Annotated in this window: 17 protein-coding genes and 1 pseudogene; 2 read left to right on the top strand and 16 right to left on the bottom strand. The window is 39.7% G+C overall.

What is annotated here, in order from left to right; all coding sequences use genetic code 11:
• Nucleotides 1-138 precede the first annotated feature (138 nt).
• The 8 genes and pseudogenes from V6W81_RS14035 to V6W81_RS14000 form a co-directional block, all read right to left on the bottom strand.
• Nucleotides 139-474: an antibiotic biosynthesis monooxygenase gene (locus V6W81_RS14035; RefSeq protein WP_145047789.1), complete on the bottom strand. Its 336-nt coding sequence runs from the start codon at nucleotides 472-474 to the stop codon at nucleotides 139-141.
• Nucleotides 475-636: 162 nt separating this feature from the next.
• Nucleotides 637-1,077, bottom strand: a complete 441-nt coding sequence (aac(6'), locus tag V6W81_RS14030) for an aminoglycoside 6'-N-acetyltransferase (protein ID WP_338543820.1) — start codon at nucleotides 1,075-1,077, stop codon at nucleotides 637-639.
• A 69-nt stretch (nucleotides 1,078-1,146) separates the two neighbouring features.
• Entirely contained in the window at nucleotides 1,147-1,620 is a 474-nt protein-coding gene (locus V6W81_RS14025) for an NUDIX domain-containing protein (RefSeq protein WP_338543819.1), read from the bottom strand.
• 66 nt (nucleotides 1,621-1,686) lie between these two features.
• A complete protein-coding gene (locus V6W81_RS14020; protein ID WP_338543818.1) occupies nucleotides 1,687-2,208 on the bottom strand; it encodes a DNA topology modulation protein in 522 nt (173 codons plus the stop codon).
• 65 nt (nucleotides 2,209-2,273) lie between these two features.
• Nucleotides 2,274-2,816 (bottom strand): GNAT family N-acetyltransferase, encoded by a 543-nt coding sequence (locus V6W81_RS14015; protein ID WP_338543817.1) that lies wholly within the window; start codon nucleotides 2,814-2,816, stop codon nucleotides 2,274-2,276.
• Nucleotides 2,817-2,824: 8 nt separating this feature from the next.
• A pseudogene (locus V6W81_RS14010) lies at nucleotides 2,825-3,286 on the bottom strand (VOC family protein).
• A 20-nt stretch (nucleotides 3,287-3,306) separates the two neighbouring features.
• Nucleotides 3,307-4,224, bottom strand: a complete 918-nt coding sequence (locus tag V6W81_RS14005) for a phosphotransferase enzyme family protein (RefSeq protein WP_338543816.1) — start codon at nucleotides 4,222-4,224, stop codon at nucleotides 3,307-3,309.
• A 139-nt stretch (nucleotides 4,225-4,363) separates the two neighbouring features.
• The gene (locus V6W81_RS14000) at nucleotides 4,364-5,260 is read right to left on the bottom strand and encodes a PhzF family phenazine biosynthesis isomerase (protein ID WP_338543815.1); all 897 of its coding nucleotides are present in this window, start codon (nucleotides 5,258-5,260) and stop codon (nucleotides 4,364-4,366) included.
• A 228-nt stretch (nucleotides 5,261-5,488) separates the two neighbouring features.
• On the opposite strand from V6W81_RS14000, the gene V6W81_RS13995 reads away from it, so the two are divergent.
• A complete protein-coding gene (locus V6W81_RS13995) occupies nucleotides 5,489-5,941 on the top strand; it encodes a hypothetical protein (RefSeq protein ID WP_145047618.1) in 453 nt (150 codons plus the stop codon).
• 76 nt (nucleotides 5,942-6,017) lie between these two features.
• Here the strand turns inward: V6W81_RS13995 and V6W81_RS13990 are convergent, their stop codons facing one another.
• Together V6W81_RS13990 and V6W81_RS13985 are read right to left on the bottom strand one after the other, a co-directional pair.
• Entirely contained in the window at nucleotides 6,018-7,493 is a 1,476-nt protein-coding gene (locus V6W81_RS13990) for a DUF4179 domain-containing protein (RefSeq protein WP_338543814.1), read from the bottom strand.
• Nucleotides 7,480-8,007, bottom strand: a complete 528-nt coding sequence (locus tag V6W81_RS13985; RefSeq protein ID WP_338543813.1) for an RNA polymerase sigma factor — start codon at nucleotides 8,005-8,007, stop codon at nucleotides 7,480-7,482. The genes V6W81_RS13990 and V6W81_RS13985 overlap by 14 nt, the downstream gene beginning before the upstream one ends.
• 164 nt (nucleotides 8,008-8,171) lie before the next feature.
• Here V6W81_RS13985 and V6W81_RS13980 point away from each other — a divergent pair, with 164 nt between their 5' ends.
• On the top strand, nucleotides 8,172-8,738 hold the full coding sequence (locus tag V6W81_RS13980; RefSeq protein ID WP_338543812.1) for a cysteine hydrolase family protein: 567 nt from the start codon (nucleotides 8,172-8,174) through the stop codon (nucleotides 8,736-8,738).
• 206 nt (nucleotides 8,739-8,944) lie between these two features.
• Here V6W81_RS13980 and V6W81_RS13975 read toward each other — a convergent pair whose 3' ends face one another.
• The 6 genes from V6W81_RS13975 to V6W81_RS13950 form a co-directional block, all read right to left on the bottom strand.
• Complete coding sequence (locus V6W81_RS13975; protein WP_338543811.1) at nucleotides 8,945-9,370, bottom strand: MarR family winged helix-turn-helix transcriptional regulator; 426 nt, start codon at nucleotides 9,368-9,370, stop codon at nucleotides 8,945-8,947.
• Nucleotides 9,371-9,533: 163 nt separating this feature from the next.
• Nucleotides 9,534-9,878 (bottom strand): DoxX family protein, encoded by a 345-nt coding sequence (locus V6W81_RS13970; protein ID WP_338543810.1) that lies wholly within the window; start codon nucleotides 9,876-9,878, stop codon nucleotides 9,534-9,536.
• A gap of 455 nt (nucleotides 9,879-10,333) precedes the next feature.
• Nucleotides 10,334-11,008 carry a bacillithiol biosynthesis deacetylase BshB2 gene (gene bshB2 / locus V6W81_RS13965; protein ID WP_307216897.1) on the bottom strand — a complete coding sequence of 225 codons (675 nt, stop codon included), beginning with the start codon at nucleotides 11,006-11,008 and terminating at the stop codon, nucleotides 10,334-10,336.
• 19 nt (nucleotides 11,009-11,027) lie between these two features.
• On the bottom strand, nucleotides 11,028-11,372 hold the full coding sequence (locus V6W81_RS13960; protein ID WP_056691728.1) for a YojF family protein: 345 nt from the start codon (nucleotides 11,370-11,372) through the stop codon (nucleotides 11,028-11,030).
• Between the two features lie 110 nt (nucleotides 11,373-11,482).
• Nucleotides 11,483-11,734: a type II toxin-antitoxin system HicB family antitoxin gene (locus V6W81_RS13955; RefSeq protein WP_338543809.1), complete on the bottom strand. Its 252-nt coding sequence runs from the start codon at nucleotides 11,732-11,734 to the stop codon at nucleotides 11,483-11,485.
• The gene (locus V6W81_RS13950) at nucleotides 11,731-12,645 is read right to left on the bottom strand and encodes a hypothetical protein (RefSeq protein WP_338543808.1); all 915 of its coding nucleotides are present in this window, start codon (nucleotides 12,643-12,645) and stop codon (nucleotides 11,731-11,733) included. The genes V6W81_RS13955 and V6W81_RS13950 overlap by 4 nt, the downstream gene beginning before the upstream one ends.
• Between the last annotated feature and the right edge of the window lie 19 nt (nucleotides 12,646-12,664).

Genomic DNA, 12,664 nt, shown 5'->3' with positions numbered 1-12,664 from the left:
GTTTATGCTTAACCTCTATTGTCTCGCATTGCTTGTACCACTTACATTCGTTGATTGTATCATAAGTGAATTCATCCGTTCATCCATAAAATAAAAGAAACACGACTAACCGGCTTATGGTCAGTCGTGCTTAGAGTATTATGAATTACTGAAAGAACCGCTGCCTGACTTCACTGTCTGTACCTCATACATGTTAACAGTTGTACTGATCAGATATTCTGGCTTCTCTTGCGATTTTTTCTCACGGTGGCCTTTGATATGTACATCGCTTTTCTCCCAGTTTTTCCACGCTTCTTCTGATTCCCAGCGAATGATGACAAGAACTTCTTCTTGCTCTTTGTTTCGCTTGTTGACCATGACACTAAAATCAATAAGACCTGGCATCTCCACAATCGGAGAAGGACCACTCCATCGTTCTACGACCTGATCACTATACCCTTTTTGTATAATCATGCTTCGAGTTTGGATTAACATCATTACCTCCTACATCGTATCAGATTATTGAAATTAATGAGGTATCCATGTCACCTTGCTCTTCTGGCTTGGATACCCTCAACTTCTATTCTAATTCAATTGAAAATGATTATCAATGATAATCGATGTAAAGATGTGAAGCTTAAGCTGATTTCAGGTTACTCACTTCAAGTCTTTAATGAAAGCAACAATTCGATTCGCTTCTGTGAATCCTATCTTCGCATGAAATGCTTGGCTTGTATGGTTCGTGAGCTCCGTATCTGATGCAATTTGGGTACAACCTGCAGACTTCGCCCATTTCTCTACTGCTTCAACTAATCGTTTTGAAATACCTTGATTCCTGTACTCTTGCTCGACGTAAATGCCCTCAACATAACCAACAGGCGAGGAATTAGATCCTTCAACATAATCAGTTCTTATCGATAAGTGAATAAATCCAACGTAACTTTGTTGAGATTTGGCTAGATAGAGTCTGTCTTTCTCTGATTGTAATAGATCTTCAAAGTCAGCTCTGAGGTGTTGCCACGAATTTTCGGGCCATAATTTTAAGGCTAATTGTGTCACTTCATCTAGGGTTGTCTCATCTGCCTGTACAATCTCCATCCATGCACTTCCTCTGCTTAAAATTAGTTTCTAGTCATCAATGTAAGCCTTGTTACATATGATTTGCTCTTAACTCGCTGCAATTGTTATTACACGGGGTAAACTCGAATTCTTGATCGTTACCGTGTATTTTTTCATTTGCTTATCTGCACATTCATCCCATTTCTCTGAGAAGAGATAGAACATATCTCCAAAGTTCATTCCTGCGGGTAAATTATCTTCGAATTTGATCTCCGAAATTTCCGAATCAGGCAATTCGTCTAACACCTCTACCTTAGCGTGAAAAACCATGCCCAAACTCCCGTTCCATTTATAAATACCGTAGGGAGTGAGTTCGAATTCAACCGCTCCTGTCTCCTCATACAACTCTCGACTTGCAGTTTCTAACATCGTTTCTCCTGGTTCTCTATTGCCCCCTGGGATCTCCCAACCTCCCCGTTTGCTGTTATGGATAATAATGAACTTATCGTTAAAGGTTGTGAGCATAATGGCAAACTGTATTTCATCATGCATAATCTCATTAATATCATACCAATAGCTCATGCTATCCTTCTTCTTTATGTTTATTTCTGTTCTCCATAGTCGATATACCGAATAATTGCTTCATCATTAAAGGCTTCTATTATTTTCTATTCTGCTTATAAATTCATCTACTTGTTTTCTAGTATTTAAAATGATGACTTGTTTATCTCGCTGTATGTGTTTGAGCTTCTTCAGAACGTTCATTCCACTTCTTTTCTTATAATTCCACACCCAGTTCACGAATTCCCAATCTAACTTTTCATTACACCCTTCATTCATATCGGGTCTACTCTTGTTATGGTACATGAAACGCCGTTTGATGATCCGATAGCAGCATAAGAGCCTGGGCATATCCAAAAAGATAATGACATCCGCTCTCTCGATCCTAGTATTCATTGTTCTTGAATAGTTGCCGTCCATAATCCATTGATCTTGATTAGTAAACTTATCAATTATCTGATCCCACTCATCATTCGGTTTAGGAACCCAGTTTGGATTCCAGAAGTAAGCATCTAAATGAATAACAGGCAGATTAAGAATGTTACTTAGCTTTTGGGAAAGCGTTGATTTGCCAGATCCACCTGATCCAATCACCAAAATTCGATTCATTTTGTTCTCCTTCGCAGCAAATTGATTGTTAAGCGACGGGTTTCTTCAGAAAAATAGTAGTGATGTTACTTATTCCATTCACTCGATAACACACTATAAGTCACAATGTTCTCATAATGATCGTACAGCCACTGAGCTTCTCTTGAAATGCCTTCCTCTACAAAACCAATACGTTCTGGAATAGATCGACTTCTTAGATTGGTTTCTGCACATTGAATAATTACACGATTTAACTTTAACTCAGCAAACAAATAATCTAATAGTGCCTTAATCGATGTTGATATAATTCCGCGGCCTTCGAATGACTCCGATAATAGATATCCAATACTTGTTTCTTTGTTCTTCCAATCAATATAATGCAGACCGATCATTCCAACCAACTTATGTTTGTACCATATTCCTGCATCAAATCCGTTTCTCTCTTCAACATTTTGCGCCCACATCGCTATAACAGAATCTAAGTCGGATGGGGATTGACGTTTATCAACCCACAGTAGCCATTTTCGGAGATGCGCTCTATTATTATCGATTAATGTGTATAAATCATCCCGATCTCTCGGTTGTATTATATTGATTGAGATTGATTCATTAACATGAAAAGGAAACATGATCATCCCTACTCCTCCTTAATTAAATTCTCCCATTCTTCAAATGACAATTTATCTGTTATTGATTTGAACTTTTCAGGTACAGAAACAAAACACATCAACTCCAAACTATTCCCATCTGGATCGTTAAAGTATACGGAGGCATTCCCTTGGTTTGCACGTACAAAAGGTTCAACTGAACCTCTTCTCCCAAAAGGAACGGGTTCAACACCAATCGTTTTTAGCCAATCCACACTATGTTACAGTTCCTCATAACTTACTCTAAATGCAATATGTCTTATGGAAGGATGATATGGCAGCCGATGTTCCTCACCTTCCCAAAGACCTAGCCAGCTCTTCTCTTTCTCAATCCAGAAAAAGGCTGTGTCTTCATCTTCCCAGGCAAGCTCCAGTCCTAGTTTTGAATAAAAATCGATTGATCTATTTTTGTTACTTATGGGTAAATGAGCTTCATACAGACCTAGAATCATTCAACTCAACTCCTTCAACGTTATAACTGCAAATCGCATCCATCAAATGCTTTATTCGCCTGAATCAACGCAACTGCGTCAGTAATGGCATTTTTCTGAGACTCCGTCAGTTTTCCTTCATCCCCATCCCAATCCTTCAGCCACCAGAAGAAAGAGCTGATATTTCTATATTCCATAAATAAAGGAATTCTTTTGATCCATTCGTAATCAAGATGATTTTCCTCCAGATAACCTTCTAGAAACGATGTTAAGAAATACTTGGAGAATTCGTTTTTGGAACGCCACTTCGGATGATCTGAGCCCCACCATACAGCGTGTGTAGCTGCTACACCAATATCCATCGCGTACCAACCGTACAATGAATCATCAAAATCAAATACATTGATTTCTCCATGTTCAATTAGAAAATTATAAGGATGAAAGTCATAATGGATTAGCCCATATGCTTCAGGGTTTGTAGGTAACGACATCAATTCCTGCTCAATTGCTCTAAGTTTATTTACAAGCACAGCGTAGTTGCCTTTATGTAAATGCGGGTTATCAATGTCTAGCGTGCTCCACTTCACTCTCGTATGTTGTGAATCCATAGGCTCGTATAATGAGCTAGTTAACTTGTGCATTTGTCCCATTGTCGCACCCCATCGTTTAAATAAGGGTGAGTCCCATGCTTGTGGATCTGAATCAAAAAACTTACCCGAAACTCCTTCAAACACAGTAGCAATATAACATTTCTCATGATCTCTACATACGGCCGTCAAGCTTCCTTCTACTGTTAATAGAGGTAAAGAAACACGAATACCGTTCATAGCCAAGAAACGAACCCAGTGAACCTCAGCCTGAATGCTCATCTCGTATTCAATGGATTTTTCGGATAATCGTAGATAGTACATCTGATTATTGTTAATGTATTTATAGACTTCGTTCGTTGAATTACTCACAAACTCCAATGAAATAGGGTTAATTCCAAAAGCTATTGCCGCTTGAGATAGTATGTCTTGATTGACCAAATGTATGTCACGCCCTTCTAAATAGGAGTCGCTTTCCAATTCGCTGCATTGCATTTTAGAGAGTCATCAATTAACCATCATATTCAACATGAATCTCACGAACATAGACGCCTGTTCCCGAGATGTACACATCCATACGATCCTGTTCACGGTTTACATTTACCAACACTTGTCCATCTTTGTGCACTTCTGTACCCTGTTCCACGATGAACTCTATGTTAGACGCTTCTTGATCAAGGTATGTCAAATAATAAGCTCCCATCACGCCAGATGCGGTTCCTGTTATCGCATCTTCGATCGTACCTGAATACGGTGAAGAAAAGTGTCTAGCATGCATCAGTGCCTCTTGCTTAACTGTTACTAATCCAAAAGGATGCACAGAAGACCTTGGATTCTCGACCAAGATCTCTGGGAACATATCATTATTAGACTTCATTCTACTGAAGCTCTCTAAATTTCTAATAGGCACCAACAACGTCCATGTTCCTGTACTTCCATACACGATGGGCATAGTGGGATCAATCTCTTCTTCCAATAAGCCTAGGCTCTCTGCCAGCTTCTTAACTGACCCTTGGAATGGAACGAATTGAGGATGATCCTGCTTCATCGTTACCATCAGTTCATTATTGATGTAATCAAACGTTATAGGTAGGATTCCGACATTCGTTTCAATCGTTACAGCATTCAGGGATGCTTCAATATGTCCTCGTGTCTTCAAACAATACATCGAAGCCATCGTTGCATGTCCACATAAATTAATCTCGTGTCCTGGTGTAAAATATCGTAGTTTATAATCCGCTTGTCTTGATCTTAGAACAAATGCCGTTTCGTTAAATCCAACAGAACGTGCAATGGACTGCATTTCCTTTTCAGACAAGTGATCCGCATCCAAAACAACTCCCGCCGGGTTTCCCATATTAGGTTCTGAAGAGAATGCATCGTAATGTAGAACTTGTATTGTAGGCATGACTATTCCCACTTTCAAAGTTTCTTTGATTAACGAAAAGTTCTTTGAATTCCATAATTATACTTGAGCTGTGCTTTTTCTACCAATATCATGAGCGAACTTTTTCCCAATTGACGTACCAATCTTTCTCCAGCTTCCTGTATGATGGAATGCCTCTTTTGATTCTTGTCCAAGCATTCTATGGCTCCTTGCATAAAATGTGAATAGATTGAAAGCGAGGTGATAAACATGCCGATTCAATTCCTAGATTCACGATTGTCCCTTCATAACACCTTTAGCTCTGGTACTGAAATACTATCAACAACGCCTGTGTTAGTAGGCGATATCGGTCTTCAAACGGTTGCAGCTATAGGAACTCCCAATCAAAGTGACGTACGCATTCAACTCTGGGGAACAGTTGGTGTTTTTAGATCTGCTTCAAACGTAGTCAATATTTATGTTGTCCGAGGAGGTACCGGAGCTTTCGGTTCAGGTATCATTATCTTCAATTCAACAATCGACTTATCCTCCGGTCCTGGCGGTAGATTATTTAGTTTTGCTGCTGGTGATTTCCCTCCGGCAATTAATGTTGCAACTGGTCAAATTCGATATACGATGTTTGTTGGAAGCACATCAGTAGACCCTGTAACTGTTATTGGCCCTGTATCCTTTAATGGCTCTGCTCAAGCAGGGACTTCATAAAAATCTATAGAGCAAGGCGAGAATAGGAACGTCCCAGTCATATGCTGCGTGTTCGGCTGTTCGTTTCATTCTCGCTCTATGGATTGAGAAGAACAGACCAATTGGGGTCTTGATAACGTTTATCAACGACTTCTCTAATGAGAGTAAGCTGCTCAGGAATATGACTCAATCCCTTAATTTCAAAATGATATGGTTGCTTCATCCCACGATCTCCCATACTAATCAATCCTTCACGCCAATTGTCAGGCAAAGTATTAGCTAAAAACGATACACCGCGGCGGTCTACTTCGTACTCATTGCCTAATACATCGACTGCCTTCCATACATTGTTGTCAAATTCATTTTCTAACTCTGCATAGAAAGAAATGACCATTTCATCTGTGTCTTGTTCCATATCGGATTCCTCAAGAGCTGTCCCGTTCAACTCAAAGTGATCATTCAATACTTGATACCCTTTTGGCTCTACTAATTCAGCGGGTTTAAACGCAATCTGGCTTCCATCCTGCTCTGCAACGGAGTAGGCATCTAAGACAAAACGGTAAGATTCTTCTTCTGGTAAGTACTTAAATGTGTAACTCCAGTGCATTTTCCCATTACCAATGACCGTATGATCAGATGTCATCAAACTATCCATAAAACCCTGTTTTCTCGGATTCACAGCATGAATCTCTTCCTTATCCATCGTCTCAAAATGGAAGCTCAGCATCTGGTTTTCCCATAAATCTCCGGGTGATCTAGCCATGGCTTCATCACTAAGCTCTGTCTCCAGTTCTAGACGCACACCCTGTACCATTCTCGTCAGCCGCTTCAACGTCACCGTCATTCCATGTGGTGTTGTATAACTTCCGGACAACTCTTCGATGGTAGTCTTGCTATTTGCCTCTTTCATATCCATATCGAAACTAAAGTTCCAATCCCCTTCAATGGGTGTTTCATTCCGCTGACCCAGTTTCTGAACATGTCCTTCAACGGTAATCCGATCTGTCTGTAAAGGCTCCTTGAAAAAGGCGACTAAGTAATAAAAATCATTCGTGTATCCCATATCGTACATGGTGTCTATCTGATTTCCTTCACTATCCATAATCGTAATTTGGTTCTCATAGCCAATGACCAATTTGTCACGATTATGCTTCCCTTTGGGATCAAATAGCTGTAGAGCAATTGTCACCCGTGTCGGATCCGCCACAGCTTCATTGATTACGAGCGTGTAACCTTTGTCTTTTACTTTAATATGAGGATTATGAACCAACCCTAACTCTTGTGCTCGCAACAGTCCGATATCCGGATTATCTTTGGCGAATAAAGATCGCAGCATCTCAGAAAATATCGGCACAGTTGAAACCGAAATTGCACTGAGAAGAACAAAAAAGACAACAGCCGCAGCTAACCATCTCCACCGGGTACTAGGAAATCTCTTCTTCCTCTTCTGTTTAGGTAGAGAAGATAATACATTTTCGACAGCATTCTGAACTGGCTCAGGAATAGCCACGTCTTCTGCTTTGGACTTCAACAATGATTTGAGTTCGCGATCAACTGCATCAGGATGATTCATATTTGTCCTCTCCTTTCCCTAGTACAAGCTCAGATAGTTGCTGCCTGGCTCTATACAAACGTGATTTAACTGTTCCTTCCGAAACATGAAGTAATTTTGCTATTTCCTTGACCGATATGTCCTCAATGTAAAATAACATCACGATAGTCTGGAGCTGTTCATCCAGCTGATCAATCACTTCAAACAATTCGATCTGTTCATAATCTCCCGTATAGGATGTCTGTCTTGTATCATATGGCACTGGGCTTACTCGTTGCCTTTTCTTAATAATCCGATTACATTCATTAATCAAAATACGAATAATCCACGTTTTAAAATACGTAGGCTCCTTCAGTGTATGTATATTAGAATACGCTTTGGCAATGGTCTCCTGCATGGCATCAGCACAGTCTTCGTTGTTCTTCACAATGGATCTGGCTATGGCAAATAAGCTTTGCTGAATAGCTCGTATTACATATACAAAAGCTTCTTGGTCTCCTTGCCTTGCAAGTGTCACTTTCTCAGATAAATCCACACATGGCTCCCCTTTCTCTTAGGTTCATCTATTCATTAGATCATCGAAGACCTTGTTTGGTTCACAAGTACCGATATTTATTATCGAATGAATTTGCGCAAAACAGAATCAGAGATTAGAATAAAAGTGATTTAATCCCAAAATTAGGATTGGAGGAATTGTCATTGGAGAATCAAAATACAGCTCTAATTATAGTCGATGTTCAAAAGGCTTTTGATGATCCAAAGTGGGGTGAAAGGAACAATCCATCAGCAGAAGAAAATATCAGTAGAATACTTGGGACATGGAGAGACAAAGGGTGGCATATCATACATATCCAACATACGTCCGACAATCCTCATTCTCTATTTCATCCTACAAATGAAGGTTTCCGTATTAAAGAAGTTGTTACACCGATCGAAGGGGAAATCGTTCTAACGAAGAAGGTGAATAGTAGTTTTATCGGCACACCTCTAGAAGAACATCTGAGACAAAATCATATCACACATGTTGTAATAACAGGGTTGACCACCCCTCATTGCGTGTCTACAACGACTCGAATGAGCGGTAACTTAGGATTTAATACAACTCTTATTTCAGATGCAGTAGCCGCATTTGGTTTATATGACCAACATGGCACCTATCATACTGCCGAGACAATTCATGAGATCTCGCTTGCAACGTTACATCACGAATTCGCCACGATTCTAACGACAGATGAGTTATTAGACATCATGAATGGAATTAGTTAGAGTATATTTACAGAAGGACAATATTTCAGTTTACAACAACAGAAAGCAAAATAAATCGGAATAACCGACTTATTTTGCTTTTATTAGTTTATGGCTTTATGAAGTTGAGATAAAACTTTCTACATCCTGTGATGCGTCTTCCTCGATATAGAAAAGTAAATGCTATAGCATGTATTTGATGAGTTTCATGCTCACCTACAATCCAACTAATCTCCTTGCACATTCGTATATAGTTTCTCTAATATGACTTTTAACTGATCAAGTTCCTCCGGCTCTAAACCTCGTGTAACGTAGTTATGAGCTTCTTTGACCGTTAACAACAACCCTTGTTTTACTTCTTCTCCTTTAGGAGACAAATATAAATGATGGGAACGCTTATCTTGATCATTAACGATACGTCGAACCATTCCTTTACGTTCTAATGAATGTATCATTCTCACGACAGTGGTTTGATCCCGATCAATTGCCTCGGCCAACTCTTTTTGTGTCATAGCTTTGTCTATATCCAGATAGGAAATAATACTCCATTGTTCAGGTGTGACCTCATAAGGTTTCAACTGTTTGGTAAAATAGTTGGTAAGCTTGACATCTGTCCTATGGATCAAAAAGCCAGTCACATTGTATAAGTCCATTGTAGTACCCTCATTCGTCATTTTCTTACACCAATTATAGGTGATCTGAATGAATGTTACAAACTACATTCACCGAAGAATGAGACATCTAAAGACTATTATTCGAGGGCTTCCCAAAGGAATATAAAATGATATCATAACCCCCACATGGCTTTAGCAAGTTTTAGAAGAAATGATACATTGACACAATCAAGCTAAGAACAAACAATACGATTGCTGGAATAGCTTTTTGTATTGGATCTTTAGCTAAAACCAACAAAGTGAATGCTCCAGCAAGCATCGTTCCTCCCAGAAGTAATCCCGCCCAAAATGCAACAATAGGTATCCATATCCCAACGATCATACCGATGGCTCCCACAATCTCAAACGAACCGGTCAAGACATTAAAAAAAGAGGGCAATCCAAAGCGTTTGAATTCTTCGGCCATTTTACCCGAAATAATTTTGCTACCTGTAAACAAGAAAAAGAGACCTAATAAAACCTGTAAAACCGTAATAAAAATCAACATATCTACCCTTCTTTCATATCGTATTGCATATAGGATTAAAACAACATGCTATACCATGTATTTGGGCTGCAACGGTGTGTAATTGCAAAAAACTATACATTTCGCTTACAACTCAAACTTATGTTTCATTACTATATGCTATAGCATATAGTTTGTTTGATTTTAATAACTTTGTCAACCTCTATAGAAAACTTTGTAGGTAATTTTCACTGTTTCATAATAATAACGAGCTAGACTCACTTCCTATACATCTGACTCCCATGAGATTTAGTTCATTATTATTGTATTATTTGATTAAAGTAGCTCGTGTGCATTGTATTACGTTCTTGTCCCTCAACGTTATCTCGCTATAAAACATAAAAGTCGCCTCGAAGGCGACTTTTATGACCACACAGATCTGTTATGTGGGACATATCTAATATTAAAATATAATTTTACCGCCTGATCCACAGCGTTTATTCAAATCGATAGGTCCAGAACACTTCGGTTCCGAAGCGTTTCTGAATTTCCTTATCATTCAGTTCGCTTTTACCGACAAGCTCAGCCGCTTGGAACTGCGAACGGTGTGCGCGAATCGATGCCATTTTCTTCGCCAGTAACGCCTTCACATCCATGAGAACGTCAGGTTTCCCAATAGCCTGCTCATAGTTTTTGGCGAATGCGATACAATGTACAACCGGACGGTTCTGTGCTGGCATTCGGCTAATTGTGCGGATAACAGCAGCACCCGTCGCATCATGATCGGGATGCACACTATAACCTGGATAGAACGTAATGACGAGCGACGGATTCAACTCATCAATCAGCTCCATAAGCCGGCCATCCAACAGATCCGGGTCTTCAAATTCAATCATTTTATCGTGGAAACCTAGCATTCTTAAGTCTTGGATACCAATCGCGTGGGCGGATTCAATCAATTCCTGCTTACGGATGGCTGGTAACGTTACTCGATTGGCAAATGGGGGTATTCCCATATTTCGTCCCATTTCCCCAAGGGTTAGGCAAGCATACGTGACGTGAGCACCGTCTTCTATGTATTTAGCCAATGTTCCCGAAACTCCGAATGCCTCATCATCTGGATGAGGGAATACAACTAAAATGCGCTGATGTTTGTATTGTTCATTATTCATGCTTGCTCCTCCACTTCCATCAGAACATCTCTCTGCTGAGTTGTAACGCTACAACTAACTTTCCTTGAGTATCATGTCCAGCCAAAATTAAGCGATCTTTGTCCTGCTCATCAACATGTGTAAGTCCTTCAGCATAGATCCATCCTTGAGTTGTCTTTAAGCCAACTCGGTATGGACTCGTCGCGGAGATTGATCCCTGCGTATATCGAATGACCGCATTGGAAATAAATGCCGACGCCGGATGTCTTGTGCTGTCCAAGTGCTGAGCATACGCACCTGTCGTTAATTCAAGATGTACGTATACATCTTGATCAGCAAGTTCGCTGATTCTATTTTGAATGTCTTGAGGCTGTATCGGCTCCATATTGGCCTCCTTATTTAATAAAAATGATAGTACAAATCCCATTTTAACATATGTTGCGCGAGAATATACATAAAATGACGTAGAACCCTGATGTGACTCTGTCTGGCGCATCAATCCGTATGATTTGCTTCAATCAGATACACTCTATCATTAGCGTCAGTTAACTTGGGCATCTCGCTAGCTAGTGCTGGGAGTTCCGCGATAGGCTCACCTTTGATATACAACTCAAGCGCTTCTTTTGCCATATATAAAGCTTCATCTAATGTAAAACCACACGTCAAACATCCAGGTAGTTCAGGAAAGGTAACATTGATCCCATCAGCAGCAAAATTAAATATCGCATAGGCTCTGTATGTTTTCATTCAGGATAAACCAGCCTCTCGACCTCGACTGCATCATCTGTGCCGTCAACCCACATGTAGTACCGTGTTCGATCTTTATAGATCTTCACCTTAGCAGATAGCAAGTCAGATGGTATTGAATAAAATCTGGGTTCAACTTGTCTCCAATATTCACCATTACTTAAAGCATAAATATTGCCTATTTTGTATCCATCAAAGTATTGCATCTCAGTTTCGATATAATCACTCACATGAGTACGTAGATAGTCTAGATATTTAGGTACAGTTTGACTAATGCTCCGATCGCTTAATTGGTCATATGGCACGGTAACATCAATGAATCCTTCGGATGCTTCTGCCACAATAGTCGGATGGAAACGGACGACAATGCCTTTATTGAAATAATAAAATTCAGACACATAATATGTCGGAATTTCATAAATACGCTTCTCCATAATCTGAACACCTTTATCATACTTCAACTGAAGACTCTGAGAAATGATCGACATCAGATTAGTTCTTTTGAATTCTGTATCAACAACATCGTTTAGGGTCATACGTTTACCTGTTGTAAGATCAAAATTGTACGTCGAAGATATGTAGGTTCCTACGTTATCATCCGTGTAATTTATCCCATCTGTATACACGACCGACAATAACTTTTGGTTATTGTACATCGTTTTAACACTTGTTTTAGACCAGGCTACACGATTGTGTTGTTGCAGTGCTCGGTTATCGTCAACGACCTTTACCGTATGTTTCTTTAAAATTTTATTAATGGACTTGGCTACTGCTGGGTTGCCACCGCTAATCTGGATATAAGGCTGACCTTTGTACATATGTACCGCTGTTTTAATTGTTGTAGGAGCCTTAGCCGCTTCTGTTAGGGCTGGCGGAGAAAATCCATAGATGATACAAATGCATAATAACACTACACTTATTCTTCTCACT

This window comes from Paenibacillus tundrae (assembly GCF_036884255.1).
GTDB lineage: Bacteria > Bacillota > Bacilli > Paenibacillales > Paenibacillaceae > Paenibacillus.
The sequence above is the reverse complement of the archived record's forward strand: the minus strand, read 5'-3'. Positions and strand labels throughout refer to the sequence as shown.

Bases quoted from the DNA above. Each gene is read 5' to 3' on its own strand.
- V6W81_RS13975 (WP_338543811.1), bottom strand. From the start codon at position 9,370: ATGGACTTATACAATGTGACTGGCTTTTTGATCCATAGGACAGATGTC.
- V6W81_RS14025 (WP_338543819.1), bottom strand. From the start codon at position 1,620: ATGAGCTATTGGTATGATATTAATGAGATTATGCATGATGAAATACAG.
- bshB2 (WP_307216897.1), bottom strand. From the start codon at position 11,008: ATGAATAATGAACAATACAAACATCAGCGCATTTTAGTTGTATTCCCT.
- V6W81_RS14015 (WP_338543817.1), bottom strand. From the start codon at position 2,816: ATGTTTCCTTTTCATGTTAATGAATCAATCTCAATCAATATAATACAA.
- V6W81_RS13955 (WP_338543809.1), bottom strand. From the start codon at position 11,734: ATGAAAACATACAGAGCCTATGCGATATTTAATTTTGCTGCTGATGGG.
- V6W81_RS14035 (WP_145047789.1), bottom strand. From the start codon at position 474: ATGTTAATCCAAACTCGAAGCATGATTATACAAAAAGGGTATAGTGAT.
- V6W81_RS13970 (WP_338543810.1), bottom strand. From the start codon at position 9,878: ATGTTGATTTTTATTACGGTTTTACAGGTTTTATTAGGTCTCTTTTTC.
- V6W81_RS13995 (WP_145047618.1), top strand. From the start codon at position 5,489: ATGCCGATTCAATTCCTAGATTCACGATTGTCCCTTCATAACACCTTT.
- V6W81_RS13990 (WP_338543814.1), bottom strand. From the start codon at position 7,493: ATGAATCATCCTGATGCAGTTGATCGCGAACTCAAATCATTGTTGAAG.
- V6W81_RS14000 (WP_338543815.1), bottom strand. From the start codon at position 5,260: ATGCCTACAATACAAGTTCTACATTACGATGCATTCTCTTCAGAACCT.
- V6W81_RS14020 (WP_338543818.1), bottom strand. From the start codon at position 2,208: ATGAATCGAATTTTGGTGATTGGATCAGGTGGATCTGGCAAATCAACG.
- V6W81_RS13960 (WP_056691728.1), bottom strand. From the start codon at position 11,372: ATGGAGCCGATACAGCCTCAAGACATTCAAAATAGAATCAGCGAACTT.